Origin of the sequence: Agrobacterium sp. CFBP 3001, assembly GCF_027871605.1 — a bacterium.
Lineage (GTDB): Bacteria > Pseudomonadota > Alphaproteobacteria > Rhizobiales > Rhizobiaceae > Agrobacterium > Agrobacterium leguminum.
This window is the reverse complement of record NZ_JAQAHD010000009.1, coordinates 57,949-70,800: the sequence shown is the minus strand read 5'-3', so window position 1 is coordinate 70,800 and position 12,852 is coordinate 57,949. Positions and strand designations below refer to the sequence as shown.

General features: G+C 60.1%; 16 protein-coding genes. 8 read left to right on the top strand and 8 right to left on the bottom strand.

Annotation, left to right across the window (positions count from 1 at the left end; genetic code table 11):
• Positions 1-4: 4 nt before the first annotated feature.
• Positions 5-907: a hypothetical protein gene (locus tag PH605_RS13395; RefSeq protein WP_161987898.1), complete on the bottom strand. Its 903-nt coding sequence runs from the start codon at positions 905-907 to the stop codon at positions 5-7.
• 314 nt (positions 908-1,221) lie between these two features.
• On the opposite strand from PH605_RS13395, the gene PH605_RS13390 reads away from it, so the two are divergent.
• From PH605_RS13390 to PH605_RS13370, 5 genes are all read left to right on the top strand, one after another.
• Positions 1,222-2,112 carry a metal ABC transporter substrate-binding protein gene (locus PH605_RS13390; RefSeq protein ID WP_065656350.1) on the top strand — a complete coding sequence of 297 codons (891 nt, stop codon included), beginning with the start codon at positions 1,222-1,224 and terminating at the stop codon, positions 2,110-2,112.
• Positions 2,109-3,017, top strand: coding sequence for a manganese/iron ABC transporter ATP-binding protein (locus tag PH605_RS13385; protein WP_065656349.1), 909 nt, complete (start codon positions 2,109-2,111; stop codon positions 3,015-3,017). Before PH605_RS13390 ends, PH605_RS13385 begins: the two co-directional genes overlap by 4 nt.
• The gene (locus PH605_RS13380; protein ID WP_142845221.1) at positions 2,998-3,858 is read left to right on the top strand and encodes a metal ABC transporter permease; all 861 of its coding nucleotides are present in this window, start codon (positions 2,998-3,000) and stop codon (positions 3,856-3,858) included. Before PH605_RS13385 ends, PH605_RS13380 begins: the two co-directional genes overlap by 20 nt.
• Positions 3,855-4,709 (top strand): metal ABC transporter permease, encoded by an 855-nt coding sequence (locus tag PH605_RS13375; RefSeq protein WP_142845222.1) that lies wholly within the window; start codon positions 3,855-3,857, stop codon positions 4,707-4,709. The genes PH605_RS13380 and PH605_RS13375 overlap by 4 nt, the downstream gene beginning before the upstream one ends.
• Before the next feature lie 209 nt (positions 4,710-4,918).
• Entirely contained in the window at positions 4,919-5,092 is a 174-nt protein-coding gene (locus tag PH605_RS13370; RefSeq protein WP_003499086.1) for a DUF1328 domain-containing protein, read from the top strand.
• A gap of 58 nt (positions 5,093-5,150) precedes the next feature.
• Here the strand turns inward: PH605_RS13370 and PH605_RS13365 are convergent, their stop codons facing one another.
• Complete coding sequence (locus PH605_RS13365) at positions 5,151-5,882, bottom strand: SDR family oxidoreductase (RefSeq protein ID WP_065656346.1); 732 nt, start codon at positions 5,880-5,882, stop codon at positions 5,151-5,153.
• Positions 5,883-6,081: 199 nt separating this feature from the next.
• Between PH605_RS13365 and PH605_RS13360 the strand changes: the two genes are divergently transcribed.
• Positions 6,082-6,855, top strand: coding sequence for an IclR family transcriptional regulator (locus PH605_RS13360; protein WP_142845223.1), 774 nt, complete (start codon positions 6,082-6,084; stop codon positions 6,853-6,855).
• A 106-nt stretch (positions 6,856-6,961) separates the two neighbouring features.
• On the opposite strand, the gene tal is transcribed toward PH605_RS13360, so the two are convergent.
• Positions 6,962-7,927: a transaldolase gene (gene tal, locus PH605_RS13355; protein WP_065656345.1), complete on the bottom strand. Its 966-nt coding sequence runs from the start codon at positions 7,925-7,927 to the stop codon at positions 6,962-6,964.
• A 206-nt stretch (positions 7,928-8,133) separates the two neighbouring features.
• On the opposite strand from tal, the gene PH605_RS13350 reads away from it, so the two are divergent.
• Positions 8,134-9,108 (top strand): sugar-binding transcriptional regulator, encoded by a 975-nt coding sequence (locus PH605_RS13350; RefSeq protein ID WP_161987895.1) that lies wholly within the window; start codon positions 8,134-8,136, stop codon positions 9,106-9,108.
• Here PH605_RS13350 and PH605_RS13345 read toward each other — a convergent pair.
• From PH605_RS13345 to PH605_RS13330, 4 genes are all read right to left on the bottom strand, one after another.
• Entirely contained in the window at positions 9,105-9,392 is a 288-nt protein-coding gene (locus tag PH605_RS13345; RefSeq protein WP_059759532.1) for a type II toxin-antitoxin system RelE/ParE family toxin, read from the bottom strand. The two genes, PH605_RS13350 and PH605_RS13345, sit on opposite strands and share 4 nt — an antisense overlap.
• A 5-nt stretch (positions 9,393-9,397) precedes the next feature.
• On the bottom strand, positions 9,398-9,634 hold the full coding sequence (locus tag PH605_RS13340; RefSeq protein WP_035228253.1) for a CopG family ribbon-helix-helix protein: 237 nt from the start codon (positions 9,632-9,634) through the stop codon (positions 9,398-9,400).
• Positions 9,635-9,688: 54 nt separating this feature from the next.
• The gene (locus PH605_RS13335) at positions 9,689-10,561 is read right to left on the bottom strand and encodes a bifunctional helix-turn-helix domain-containing protein/methylated-DNA--[protein]-cysteine S-methyltransferase (protein WP_271040149.1); all 873 of its coding nucleotides are present in this window, start codon (positions 10,559-10,561) and stop codon (positions 9,689-9,691) included.
• A 217-nt stretch (positions 10,562-10,778) separates the two neighbouring features.
• Positions 10,779-11,261, bottom strand: coding sequence for a DUF2244 domain-containing protein (locus tag PH605_RS13330; protein WP_003523126.1), 483 nt, complete (start codon positions 11,259-11,261; stop codon positions 10,779-10,781).
• A gap of 37 nt (positions 11,262-11,298) precedes the next feature.
• Here PH605_RS13330 and nth point away from each other — a divergent pair, with 37 nt between their 5' ends.
• The gene (nth, locus tag PH605_RS13325; RefSeq protein WP_035239600.1) at positions 11,299-12,081 is read left to right on the top strand and encodes an endonuclease III; all 783 of its coding nucleotides are present in this window, start codon (positions 11,299-11,301) and stop codon (positions 12,079-12,081) included.
• On the opposite strand, the gene PH605_RS13320 is transcribed toward nth, so the two are convergent.
• Positions 12,043-12,780 carry a sulfate transporter family protein gene (locus tag PH605_RS13320; RefSeq protein WP_142845225.1) on the bottom strand — a complete coding sequence of 246 codons (738 nt, stop codon included), beginning with the start codon at positions 12,778-12,780 and terminating at the stop codon, positions 12,043-12,045. The genes nth and PH605_RS13320 overlap by 39 nt on opposite strands.
• Between the last annotated feature and the right edge of the window lie 72 nt (positions 12,781-12,852).

The following is a 12,852-nucleotide window of genomic DNA, read 5'->3' as shown; positions in this document are numbered from 1 at the left end:
CCGCTTAGTGGCTCGCGGCCTTTTTCTCCGCACCGGGTTCTTCCGCCGGCGCATTTTCGGCAGCCGGCTTTTCTTCCGCCGCCTGTGCAGTCGTCGAGCCTTTGCCGAAGATCAGCGATTTCAGATAGGACAGGCTGAAGATGCTGCCGCCATCGGCTTCCGGCGTCGAGGTCAGAAGTTCGTCGGCAGCCGGTTCGCCATGCGCTTCGGGAGACGGGGTTTCACCATGGGCAGCCCCGCCTTCGTTGGCTTCCGCCGGCGCGCCGCCATGGCCGCCCGCGCCGTCATCTTTGGTTTCGCCGTGTCCCGTCGCAGTTTTCGCGGGTTTTCCTTCATGGCCTTCGGAACCGGCATCCAGAGCCGGGGTCGCACAATCGGCCGAATCGCTGAGGCCTGCCGCCAGCGCCTCGGCATCTTCCAGCGGCAGATCGATACGCAAACCGTAAAACTGGCCGCTGGCATTGGCGGCGCCATCATAATAAAAGGCCGAATAACGATGGGCATCCGCGCCTTCAGGGATTTTTGCCGGATCGGGAATGAAAACCACCTGTGCGGCAATGGCACGGCCACGCATTTCCGAGCGCAGCTGCGGACCGTTCTTGTCGAGCACGGAGACCTGAACCAGATCGGGTTTCTGCTTGTCGTAAACCGCCCTTGCGACACGAAGCGCAGTCTTCAGCCGCTCTGTGCCGTCACCACCCTGGGTGCGAATGAATTTGCGGACCCATAGGGAACCGTTCTTGCGGATATTGACCGTCTGGACCGCGTCGCAGGAAAGCCCGTTGGTGGAGGCATAGGATGGGCCGAGCAGCCGCTCGCTGCCGATAAACACGGCAGCAGAGCCGGTCGCACCCGCCAAAAGCAGGATCCCGCCTCCAATCATAACGAGCTTGCGCGAAAACCGCATTCGTCCGAATACAGCTTTCACCCGCAACATCCTGACATCAAGTACCCCGTCTTACGCCCTCACCCCAAAACGTGGCTCGAAGGATGAGGAACACACGCGGGACAAGCTCCGGACCACGCTGTCCGAGCCTTGCGATAGTGCCGCTTTCTCATTGAAAAAAGTTTAATCCCGCCGGTGCAACACCGGCAAAAACGCACCATTTTCGGACATTTGCGAAATGCACTAATTTGCGAATGATTTGCAATAGCGTTGACAAGCGTGATTTTATAATAGATGGTATTGCGAATTAATCGCAACAAAATCTGGTGAGCCCCGTGAACTTCCATAAAATCCGCCACGCGATTTTCGCTTTTTCGCTTTTTCTGCCCGGCGCTGCCGTTGCTCAGGAAAAGCCGACTGTCGTGACGACCTTCACCATCATCGCCGACATGGCGCGCAATGTGGCGGGCGATGCGGCCGAGGTGGAAAGCATTACCAAGCCGGGCGCTGAAATTCACAACTACCAGCCAACGCCGCGCGATATTCTCAAAGCCCGCAAGGCCGATCTGGTGCTTCGCAATGGCCTCAATCTGGAATTGTGGTTTGAAAAGTTCCTGGCCAACCTTTCCGGCGTGCCGAGCGTGACGGTGAGCGACGGCGTGGAACCGATGGCCATCAGCGGCGGCGCCTATCAGGGAAAACCCAATCCGCACGCCTGGATGTCGCCCGATAACGCCTTGATCTACGTGGAAAATATCCGCAAGGGCCTGACCGAGATCGACCCTGCCCATGCCGATGTCTATGCCGCCAATGCCAAGGCCTATTCGGACAAGATCAGAGCCACCGTGCAGCCGATCCGCGACACGCTTTCCGTTCTGCCGGAAAACAAGCGCTGGTTGGTAACGAGCGAAGGCGCGTTTTCTTATCTCGCCCGCGATTTCGGCCTGAAGGAACTGTTCCTGTGGCCGGTCAATGCCGACAGCCAGGGCACACCGCAGCAGGTGCGCGGCGTGATCGACGCCATGCGCGAGCACAATATCCACGTCATCTTCAGCGAAAGCACGGTTTCCGCCGATCCCGCAGAGCAGGTGGCCAAGGAAACCGGTGCGGCCTATGGCGGCATCCTCTATGTGGACTCGCTAAGCGAGGCGGACGGCCCGGTTCCGACCTATCTGGACCTTTTGCGCGTGACCAGCGAAACCATTGCCAAGGGGCTGTCTTCATGAGAATGGGCAGTAAAAAATCAGGCGGCGGCCTGACGGTTCAAAATGCGACAGTGACCTATCGAAACGGCCACACCGCATTAAGAAATGCCAGCTTTTCCATCCCCCGCGGAACGATCACTGCACTTGTCGGCGTCAATGGCGCCGGCAAGTCCACGATTTTCAAAGCGATCATGGGTTTCGTGCCGCTCGCCGCCGGCTCCGTCTCTATTTTCGACCTGCCGGTGAAGGAAGCGCTCAGGAAAAACCTCGTCGCTTATGTGCCGCAGGCCGAGGAGGTGGACTGGAGCTTTCCGGTGCTGGTGGAGGATGTGGTGATGATGGGCCGTTACGGCCACATGAATTTCCTGCGCATCCCCTCGAAACGCGACCATCACATGGTCGAAGAGGCGCTGAAACGCGTCAATATGCTGGACTATCGCAAGCGCCAGATCGGCGAACTCTCCGGCGGGCAGAAGAAGCGGGTGTTTCTGGCCCGCGCGCTGGCGCAGGAGGGTCAGGTGATCCTGCTGGACGAGCCTTTCACCGGTGTCGATGTGACAACGGAAGAGCAGATCGTCGCGCTTTTGAAGGCGCTGCGCGATGAGGGCCGCGTCATGCTGGTCTCCACCCATAATCTCGGCAGCGTGCCGGAATTCTGTGACCGCGCCGTCTTCGTCAAGGGCACGGTGCTGGCATCGGGCAAGACGGCGGATACCTTCAACGAGCAGAACCTGCAAAAAGCCTTCGGCGGCAGCCTGCGCCACTTCGTGCTTGGCGGGGCAGACCTGCATAACGACGCCGATCCGCGCCGGGTGAAGGTCATCACCGATGACGAGCGGCCTTTCGTGATCTACGGCAAGAATGGCCAGAACGGACATGATCCGCAGGCTCCGAAAGAAAAAGTCGATGATAAACAGCCTTCTTGAGCCTTTCACCTATGGTTACATGCTGAACGCCATCTGGGTCAGCGCACTGGTGGGCGGCGTCTGCGGCTTTCTCTCGGCCTATCTGATGCTGAAGGGCTGGTCGCTGATCGGCGATGCGCTTTCCCATGCCATCGTTCCGGGCGTGGCGGGCGCCTATATGCTGGGCCTGCCCTTTTCGCTCGGCGCGTTCCTTTCCGGCGGGCTTGCGGCCGGTTCCATGCTGTTCCTGAACCAGAAGACGCGGTTGAAGGAAGACGCGATCATCGGGTTGATCTTCACCTCGTTTTTCGGGCTCGGGCTGTTCATGGTGTCGCTCTCGCCCACCTCGGTGAATATCCAGACCATTGTGCTCGGCAATATTCTCGCAATCACCGCCGAAGACACCATCCAGCTCGCGCTGATCGGCGGCATCAGCCTCATCGTGCTGGCGCTGAAATGGCGTGACTTCATGGTGGTGTTCTTTGATGAGAACCACGCCCGCACCGTGGGGCTGAAGCCGGAAGTGCTGAAGGTGATCTTCTTCACCCTGCTTGCCGCTTCCACGGTTGCCGCCCTCCAGACCGTTGGGGCCTTCCTCGTCGTCGCCATGGTGGTGACGCCGGGCGCCACCGCCTATCTGCTGACCGACCGTTTCGAGCGGCTGATCCTGATGAGCCTCATCATCGGCGCGGCCACCAGCTTCGTCGGCGCTTACCTCAGCTATTTCCTCGACGGTGCGACCGGCGGCGTCATCGTCGTGCTGCAGACCGCGATATTCCTTGCTGCCTTCTTTTTCGCGCCCAAGCACGGGCTTCTCGCTTCCCGCGCCAAGGCACGCAGGGCGCTGGAGGAGACGCCATGAGCGACTATCTCGAACTCGCCATCCTGCCGTTTCAGCTGCCCTTCATGCAATATGCCTTCGTCATCACCCTGATGATCGCGGTGCCGATGGCGATGCTCTCCTGTTTTCTGGTGTTGAAGGGCTGGTCGCTGATGGGGGATGCGGTTTCCCACGCCGTGCTGCCCGGTGTGGTGCTGGCCTATATCGTCAACATCCCGCTTTCCATCGGCGCCTTCATCGCCGGCATGATCTGCGCGCTCGGCACCGGTTTCATCAAGGAAAACAGCCGCATCAAGGAAGACACGGTGCTGGGCATCGTTTTTTCCGGCATGTTCGGGCTGGGGCTGGTGCTTTATGTGAAAGTGCAGAGCGATGTGCATCTCGACCACATCCTCTTCGGCGACATGCTGGGCATTGCGCCGTCGGACATGCTGGAGACGGGCCTGATCGCACTTTTCGCCACGCTGTTTCTCGGCATTCTCCGCAAGGATCTGCTGGTCAACGCCTTCGATGCGCAGCATGCGAAAGCCATCGGCCTGCCAGTGCGGGTGCTGCATTACGGTCTGCTGATGGTTCTGTCGCTCACCGTCGTCGGGGCGCTGAAGGCGGTGGGTATCATCCTCTCGGTCGCCATGCTGGTCGCGCCGGGCGCAATCGCCTTCCTGCTGACCCGGCGTTTTTCCGCCATGCTGCTGGTGGCCATTGCGGTGGCGATAACCTCATCGCTGGCAGGCATATGGCTGAGCTTCCTCATCGACAGCGCGCCGGCCCCCACTATCGTCATGTTCATGAGCCTTGCTTTCGTTGCCACCTTCATCCGCACCACCTTGAAGGCGAGGAGGATCGATGCAGCAGGGGAAACAGGTTTCTAGAGCATTTCCAGGAAAAGTGGACCCCGGTTTTCCGTCCGGAAATGCGCCAAAACAAGAGTTAGAGTGTTTTCGCTGTTCGAAGAAAAGCGAAAACACTCTAAAATAACGATTTTTGCGGGCGTATGGAACATTTTCGCCTTTTGCGCGTCATTTTACCGAGCCTGTCGCGGGGCGGCGAGCTCGGGAAATTATGCAAAAGGGGAAGCGCCATGCTGAAGTGGGCTCTTATTTTCTTTGTTATCTCTTTGATCGCGGGCGTATTCGGCTTTACCGGCATTTCGGCAGCCGCGGCGGGCGTGGCCCGAATCCTGTTCTTCATCGCCGTGGTGATCTTCCTGGTCTTCCTCGTGCTTGCACTGATGGCCGGAAGCGCCGTCGTCTGAATGAAAAAAGGCGACCGGTTTTCACGCCGGTCGCCTCTCCTCTCTCCCTTAAAAAGATTCAGCCAGTCCAGCCGCCGTCAATGACGTGAATCTGGCCGGTGGTGAAACCTGCCTCGTCCGAAGCGAGATAGGTAACCAGCGCCGCGATTTCTTCCGGCGTGGCGATACGGCCCATCGGCTGGCGGGCGATGAAATCGGCCAGCGCCTGTTCGTAATTGCCCGTGGCGCGCAGGCGGTCATGCAGGGACGGGCTATCGACCGTGCCGGGGCAGATGGCGTTGCAGCGAATGCCCTTTGTCACGAAATCGGCGGCGATGGCCTTGGTCAGACCCACCACGGCCGCCTTGGAGGCGGTATAGGCGAAACGGTTCGGCACGCCCTTCACACTGGAAGCGACGGAAGACATGTTGACGATTGCGCCCTTGCCCTTTTCCAGCATGCCGGGCAGGAAGGCGCGGCAGGTGCGATACATGGCCTTGGCGTTGAGATCGAAGGAGAAATCCCAGTCCTTCTCTTCGCAATCGAGAATGGTGCCGGAATGAACGAAACCCGCGCAGTTGAACAGCACATCCGCATGGCCGATATCGGCGGCGAAATCCTTGACGCCATCGCCATCCAGCACGTTCAGAACCCGGGTTTCCGCACCCTTCAGCGTCGAAAGCGCCTGTTCGTTGATATCGGTGGCGATGACGCGCGCACCGAGCGAGACGAACCGCTCGGCCGCGGCCCGGCCGATACCCTGACCGGCGGCGGTGATCACCACTGTCCGGCCGTTAAAATCCTGCACCATGAATAGCCTCCCGCTAAGGCCCGCCCGCCCTTCAGGCACCGGACCGCTGAATTTCGATGATCTCAAATATGGATCGACAATTCATATGTAAACGCGGTATTCATATGGCGTCAAGCAAACTTGCGTCGATGTCGGCTATCGGGCAACCATATTTTCAGGCTGCCCACCCGGCGACCGCGCAAAACACCATCGAGGCCAGATGACCGACGACGACAGCGAAAGATATCGCGCTCCCGCCCTCGACAAGGGTCTGGACATTCTCGAACTTCTGGCCCGTACCGATGGCGGGCTGACGCAGATCGAGATCGCCAAGTCTATCGGCAAAAGCCCGAACGAGCTTTATCGCATGCTGGACCGGCTGGTGCGCCGCGGCTATGTGCAGCGACTTGACGGAGACCGCTTCTCACTGACGCTGAAGATGTTCGGGCTGGCGCATTTCCACGCGCCGATCCGCCGGCTGGTTTCTTTCGCCGCACCGGTCATGCGCGATTTTTCGGCAAGCGCCGAGCAGGCCTGTCATCTGGCGGTTTATGATCGCGGCAGCGTCGTTGTCATCGCCCAGCAGGAATCGTCCACCTACTGGGCCATGTCCATGCGGGTCGGCGCGCAGATGAGCCTGTTCCACACCGGCTCCGGCCATGTGCTTCTGGCCTTCCAGACGGAAGCGCAGCGCCAGATCATGATAACTGAACAGGTGCGCGGCAGCGGCGAAACCGTGCCGCCGGACCTTGCCGGGCGGCTGGCGGAGGTGCGCAAAAACGGTTTCGAATCCATGGACAGCCTTCAGACCGCCGGCGTGCGCAATATTTCCGCCCCGGTGCTGACGCTGGACGGCACGGCGCTTGCGGTCATCACCTGCCCCTATATTACCCCGCTTGGCGGCAAGGCCCCGACACGCGAGGCCTGTGAAGCGCTGATCCGCGAGGCGGCAAAGCGGATTTCCGAAGTGGCGACGGGAAACGGAAATTTCTGAAACGCACAAAAAAACGCGACCGGCAGGGACCCGATCGCGTTTTGAGTGACTGGAGATTTATATCTCTTAAACGCAGGGGGAACGTGGATGGTTCCCCCTTTTTGTATCAGGCCGCAGCCAGCGTCAGTTCCTTGCGGACCATTTCGCGCAGCGTCACCAGATCCTTGGCGAAGAGGCGGATGCCTTCCGAGAGCTTCTCGGTGGCCATCGCATCTTCGTTGAGCGCCCAGCGGAATGCCTTCTCGTCGAGCGACTGCAGCGGCTCTGCCTTGACATTGTCGGGCGAAAGCTTGCGCTCCAGCTTGCCGCTGTCCTTGTCCAGCTCTTCCAGCAGCGCCGGGCTGATCGTCAGGCGGTCGCAACCGGCCAGCGCTTCGATTTCGCCGACATTGCGGAAGGAAGCGCCCATGACGACGGTGCTGATGCCATTGGCCTTGTAGTAATTGTAGATGCTGCGCACAGAAACGACGCCCGGATCGGTCTCGGCGGTGTAGGTCTCACCGGTGGACTTCTTGTACCAGTCGAGGATACGGCCAACGAAGGGCGAGATGAGGAAGACCTTGGCTTCGGCGCAGGCAATCGCCTGTGCCTGCGAGAACAGCAGGGTCAGGTTGCAGTCGATGCCTTCGGACTGGAGAACCTCGGCAGCCTTGATGCCTTCCCAGGTGGAGGCGAGCTTGATGAGGATACGTTCACGCTCGATGCCGCGCTCCTTATAGGCGGCAATGATGTGGCGCGCCTTGGTGATGGAGGCTTGCGTATCGAAGGAAAGGTCGGCATCGACTTCGGTCGACACACGGCCCGGAACGAGGCCGGCAAGCGCCGCGCCCACGGAAATGGCGAGACGGTCGGCAACGGCGGCAACCACGGCGTCAGACTGGCCGCCCTGCTTCTTGCCCCATGCGACGGCTTCCTTCACCGCATCGGCAAAGGCCGGTGTGCCGAGCGCTTTGAGAACGATGGTGGGGTTGGTGGTGCAATCCACCGGCTTCAGGCGCGCAACCGCCTCGATATCGCCGGTATCGGCAACGACCGTGGTGATGGCGCGAAGTTGTTCGAGTTTGGATGTCATATCTGATGATCCTTCATGATCTCTTGAAAACTTGCTCAGCCGTCATTTCGTTCCCGCACCGGGGGTGCGCCCAAGGCCGAAATCGCGGTTTGTCCGGCTCCGACTATCGCAAGCGGCACGGTCGAAAGTCAAGACATTTGCGCATCGCAATTGACATAAGTTTCACGCCTGCGATACTCGGTCGCTCATAAAGAATGGCGGAAACCGTGGCGAAACTGAGAAGAGAAACCCATACGGCCTATTTGGAAGCGGCGTCTCTGCGGCTGCGCGCCGCATGGCTCTATTATAATCAGGGCATGACGCAGAAGGATGTCGCCGAGAAACTGGGCATCAGCCGCTCCACCGTCATCCGCCTTCTGGACGAGGCGATGAAGCGCTCCGAAGTGCAGATATGGATCAACGAAGGCATTGAGGATTTCGTCGAGCTGGCCGGCCGGCTGGAGGCGGCCTACGGGCTGGACGAGGCGGTGATCATCCCTTCCCCGGATAAGGCGAACGCCGAAGGCACGGCCAAGGCCGTCGGGCTGGCGCTCGGGCAATTCCTCTCAGAAGCGGTGCCGAATGAGGCCACCATTGGCGTCGGCTGGGGCCGCACCATGACCGCTTCGCTCTCCAGCTTCCGCCCGCCGCGCCGGGAAAATTGCAAGGTCGTCTCGCTGCTCGGCGGTATCGTCGCCGTGCACCAGACCAACCCGCTGGATTACACCTGGCGGCTGGCGAGCGCGCTCGGAGCGGAATGTTACATGTTCCTTGCGCCGCTTCTGGTGGATTCGGTTGAGACCAAACGGGCGCTGATCGAAAAATGCGGGCTTGCGACGCTTTACGATCTCGCCGAAACGCTCGATCTCGCCATCGTCTCCTGCGGCGATATCGGCCCGCATTCGACCTCGCTGTCGGAAGGCTTCATTTCGAAAGCGACGCTGCAGGAACTCATCGATGCCGGCTGCGTCTGCGACACCATGTTCAATTTCATCGATGCCGAAGGTCGCTCGGTCGATCACCCGATCAACCAGCGCGCCATGGCAATCGATCTCGACACGCTGCGCAAGGCCAAACACATCGTGCTGGCCTCCGGCGGCGCCCACCGCGCCATCGCCATCCGCGCCACGATCAAGCGGATCGGGTGCAATACGCTGATAACAGACGAGGCGGCAGCGCGGGCGTTGATGGAGCTGGTTTAGGCCTCGTCGGGCCATTCGCGAGCGGCATGTTGCACGAACAGGATTTCGACCTGTTGCTCCGTCACGCGATAGGCAACGATGTAGGGCAGGCCGGAAATAACCAGCTCCCTAGTCCCTTCGATTTCGCCACTGCGTCCTAAATGAGGATTATCGGACAAAAGACGTGCCGTCGTCTGGTGAATTGCCCTAACGACTTTTACTGCCGCACGCGGATTACGTTCGGCGATATAGTCGCCTATAGCATCAAGCTCCCGGAGATAACGCCGCGTCCAAACCAACCGCACGCGTTTCAGGCCTTGGCATATTTATTCAGAACGACGTTGATTTCTTCTTCAGTAACAAACTCCCCGGCATCGGCCTCCGCCAACCCTGCCCTCACGCCGCTCGTCCATTTCTCCTGCCATGCCAGAGAACGTCCATGAGAAAGCGCATCTTCTATGATGCGGCTTGGAGTCGAGTTCGAGCGCTCGGCCAAGATATCCAGCCGGTGTTTAAGATCGTCGGGAAGTTCAATCGTGCTTTTCATGGGCCAAGAATAACCGATCCCAGGCAGATCGGCAAAGACAATCCAAGCCTCGCCTCACACCTTCCCCGTTTCCCAGCCGAGCATCGCCCGCTTGCGGGTCAGGCCCCAGTGATAGCCCGTCAGAGCCCCACTTTTACCGACAGCGCGATGACAGGGAACCACGAAGGACACCGGGTTTGCCCCGACCGCAGCACCGACCGCACGCGACGCGGTGGGCTGGCCGATATCGCAGGCGATGTGCGAATAGGTAACCGCGCGGCCCATCGGGATTTTCAGGAGGCTTTCCCAAACCCGCACCTGAAAATCCGTGCCGAGCAGCACGACGCGCAGCGGCCTGTCCGCCGACCACATGGACGGGTCGAAGATGCGCGCGGCATAGGGCGCCGTCGCTTCGCGATCCTCGACATAGTCCGCATTCGGCCAGCGGCCGGCCATGTCCTCGAAACACGCCCTTTCTTCGCCCGGATCGGCAAAGGCGCAGCCGGCAAGGCCACGATCGGTCACCATGACCAGCGCAAGACCGAAGGGCGAGGTGTGGAAACCGTAACGGATCGTCAGCCCGCCGCCCTTGGCCTTCCATTCGTCGGGCGACATGGCCTCATGGGTAACGAACAGATCGTGCAGGCGTCCGGGGCCAGACATACCGACCTCAATGGAGGTTTCCAGCAGCGGCAAATCCTCTTCGCGCAACAGCCGCTTGGCATGATCGAGCGTTACGGCCTGCAGGAATGCCTTGGGCGAAAGGCCGGCCCAGCGGGTGAAGGTCTTCTGCAATTGCGTCGGCGACTGGCCGAGCTCTGCGGCAATGGCTTCGAGGGAGGGCTGCTCGCGATAATCCAGCGTCAAAAGCTCGATAACCCCGCGCACCGTGTCGTAATCCGATCCGATGGGGGTGATGTCTTCGTTCAGCGTAATATTGGCGTTCATCGCAAATCTCCTAACGGGTAGGAGAAAACCATTAAAGCGACTTCGTCTCCACCCGTTTCTTGCGCCCTGCTCCATTTCTACCGTCATACCGGCCTCGAGCCGGTATCCAGCCAGCCCAAGTCCTTGGGCTGAAAGGAGTCTTTTCCGCCGCGCGGACGCGCGTCGGCTGGATTCCGGCTCAGGGCCGGAATGACGGAGGGAGAGCTGGATTATCCTCTTACATCCGCCGCCTGACAGTCGCCAGCGCACCGCCAAACGCCTTCGCGAAACTTTCCCGGTCATCCGGATTGAGAAACGAACCGATGTCGGTTGCCCGGCCTTCACCCGTCACATGCATGGAGACGATGCCGATCTCGTCATGCCGCCTCACCCTGAAACGCGCCCAGAAGGGATTGAAGCGATGCTCCACCATCCGACCGGCGGGAGAAAATTTGCGGATCGACAGGCTGGTGCGCGAGACGCTGACCTCTTCCCGCGCCTTCGCCGCCCGGTAATTGGCGCGGAAGGCGGCATAAAGCAGCAGGAAATCCAGCCCGAAGAACAGGCCGACCGGCCATGCCCCGGTGGCGAGGAAAAAGCCGCCATAGACAAGGCAGGCCAGGCCGGAGAAAAGCAGGAGCAGCCGGAAACCCCTTCTGCCAAGCGAACGGTGCGGAACGAGTTCCGCCGCGAAAATCGGCTGGTCGTTGAGCGTATCCACGTTGCTTTCCTCAGGGCGGGCTGGCTATAGATAGTCCATGACAGTCGCCAAAAAACGATCCAGCACCCAAACATTGAAAAAGTCAAATCCGGCATCCGCGCGCAAGCCGGCGCGGGTGAAAACGGCCTATTCGAAGGACGAGCTTACCGAAATCTTCCGGCGCTTTTCCATTCAGCGGCCGGAGCCGAAAGGCGAGCTGGAACATACCAATCCCTTCACCCTGCTGGTGGCTGTGGCGCTTTCCGCGCAGGCGACCGATGTGGGCGTGAACCGGGCCACGCGCGCGCTGTTCAAGGTGGCCGATACGCCGGAAAAGATGCTGGCGCTCGGCGAGGAAGAACTGATCGGTTATATCAAGACCATCGGGCTTTACCGCAACAAGGCGAAAAACGTCATTGCCCTGTCGCAGATGCTGATCGACAATTTCGGCGGCGAGGTGCCGAAAACCCGCGAGGAGCTGGTGACCCTGCCGGGTGTGGGCCGCAAGACGGCCAATGTGGTGATGTCCATGGCCTTCGGCGTGCCCACGCTTGCGGTGGATACACACGTCTTCCGCATTGCCAACCGGCTCTGTCTTGCGCCGGGCAAAACCCCTGACGAGGTTGAAGACCGGCTGATCCGCATCATTCCCGAACAATATCTGTTCCATGCCCATCACTGGCTGATCCTGCACGGGCGTTATTGCTGCAAGGCGCGCAAGCCGGAATGCGAACGCTGCGTGATTGCCGATATCTGCAAATCGCCGGAAAAGACCTTCGATATTCCAGCGCCGCTGGTGGAATTACCCGCGCAGTTGTTCGGTGCGGCCGCTAGCGAATGAGGGATCGCGCCGGCTGACGGCCTTGTGCAGATGCACCATCATCGAGGCGGCAAAAAGCGGCGTCAACAGGTTGAGGAACGGCACCGCCAGGAAGGCCGCTATCACCAGCCCGGCCATGAAAACGGTGGTGCGGTGTTTGGAACGGAACAACCTCGCTTCGGCGGGCGAGCGGAAGCGCATCGCCGCGAATTCGAAGAATTCCCGGCCGAGCAGATAGCCGTTCACCAGAAAAAACGCGATGAGATTGATACCCGGCACCAGAAGCAGCAACAGCGCGACAATGTTGCCGGCAATAACGACACCGAAGAACTTGATGGACGACAGAACGGCCTCGCCGACCGGCATCGCCTTGCCCGGAGGATCGTTCGGATAGCTCTTTTTCTCAACCACTTCGGCGACATCGTCGAGAAACAGGCCGGCAATGACGGCGGTGACCGGCGAAATGAGCAGCGCGAGCGCCAGCGCCAGCCCGATGCCGGCGAAAATGGCGAAAACGAAGGTCAACCAGCCCGCCCAATCCGGCACGCCGGGGATCAGCGTATCCACCCACGGCAGGGCGAAATAAACGAAGATCGACCGAATGGCGAACCACAGCGCCGCAAGCACGAGAAGCGTGAGCCCCAGAACCTTCCAGAAGACCGACCGGGTTTCGGCGGCAAAGAGATTGTGGAAGGCAAGCCTCGCCGCATCAAAAATCATCCGGAACTCCTCGACGCCTTTCGCGTTGAAACACACTTACCAGACGAGAGATAAGCGCTGCCCGCCCGCTCT

Excerpts from the sequence above, each read along its gene's own strand:
- PH605_RS13395 (WP_161987898.1), bottom strand. The coding sequence starts at position 907 with ATGCGGTTTTCGCGCAAGCTCGTTATGATTGGAGGCGGGATCCTGCTT.
- PH605_RS13385 (WP_065656349.1), top strand. The coding sequence starts at position 2,109 with ATGAGAATGGGCAGTAAAAAATCAGGCGGCGGCCTGACGGTTCAAAAT.
- PH605_RS13380 (WP_142845221.1), top strand. The coding sequence starts at position 2,998 with ATGATAAACAGCCTTCTTGAGCCTTTCACCTATGGTTACATGCTGAAC.
- PH605_RS13375 (WP_142845222.1), top strand. The coding sequence starts at position 3,855 with ATGAGCGACTATCTCGAACTCGCCATCCTGCCGTTTCAGCTGCCCTTC.
- PH605_RS13370 (WP_003499086.1), top strand. The coding sequence starts at position 4,919 with ATGCTGAAGTGGGCTCTTATTTTCTTTGTTATCTCTTTGATCGCGGGC.
- PH605_RS13365 (WP_065656346.1), bottom strand. The coding sequence starts at position 5,882 with ATGGTGCAGGATTTTAACGGCCGGACAGTGGTGATCACCGCCGCCGGT.
- PH605_RS13360 (WP_142845223.1), top strand. The coding sequence starts at position 6,082 with ATGACCGACGACGACAGCGAAAGATATCGCGCTCCCGCCCTCGACAAG.
- tal (WP_065656345.1), bottom strand. The coding sequence starts at position 7,927 with ATGACATCCAAACTCGAACAACTTCGCGCCATCACCACGGTCGTTGCC.
- PH605_RS13340 (WP_035228253.1), bottom strand. The coding sequence starts at position 9,634 with ATGAAAAGCACGATTGAACTTCCCGACGATCTTAAACACCGGCTGGAT.
- PH605_RS13335 (WP_271040149.1), bottom strand. The coding sequence starts at position 10,561 with ATGAACGCCAATATTACGCTGAACGAAGACATCACCCCCATCGGATCG.
- nth (WP_035239600.1), top strand. The coding sequence starts at position 11,299 with ATGACAGTCGCCAAAAAACGATCCAGCACCCAAACATTGAAAAAGTCA.
- PH605_RS13320 (WP_142845225.1), bottom strand. The coding sequence starts at position 12,780 with ATGATTTTTGATGCGGCGAGGCTTGCCTTCCACAATCTCTTTGCCGCC.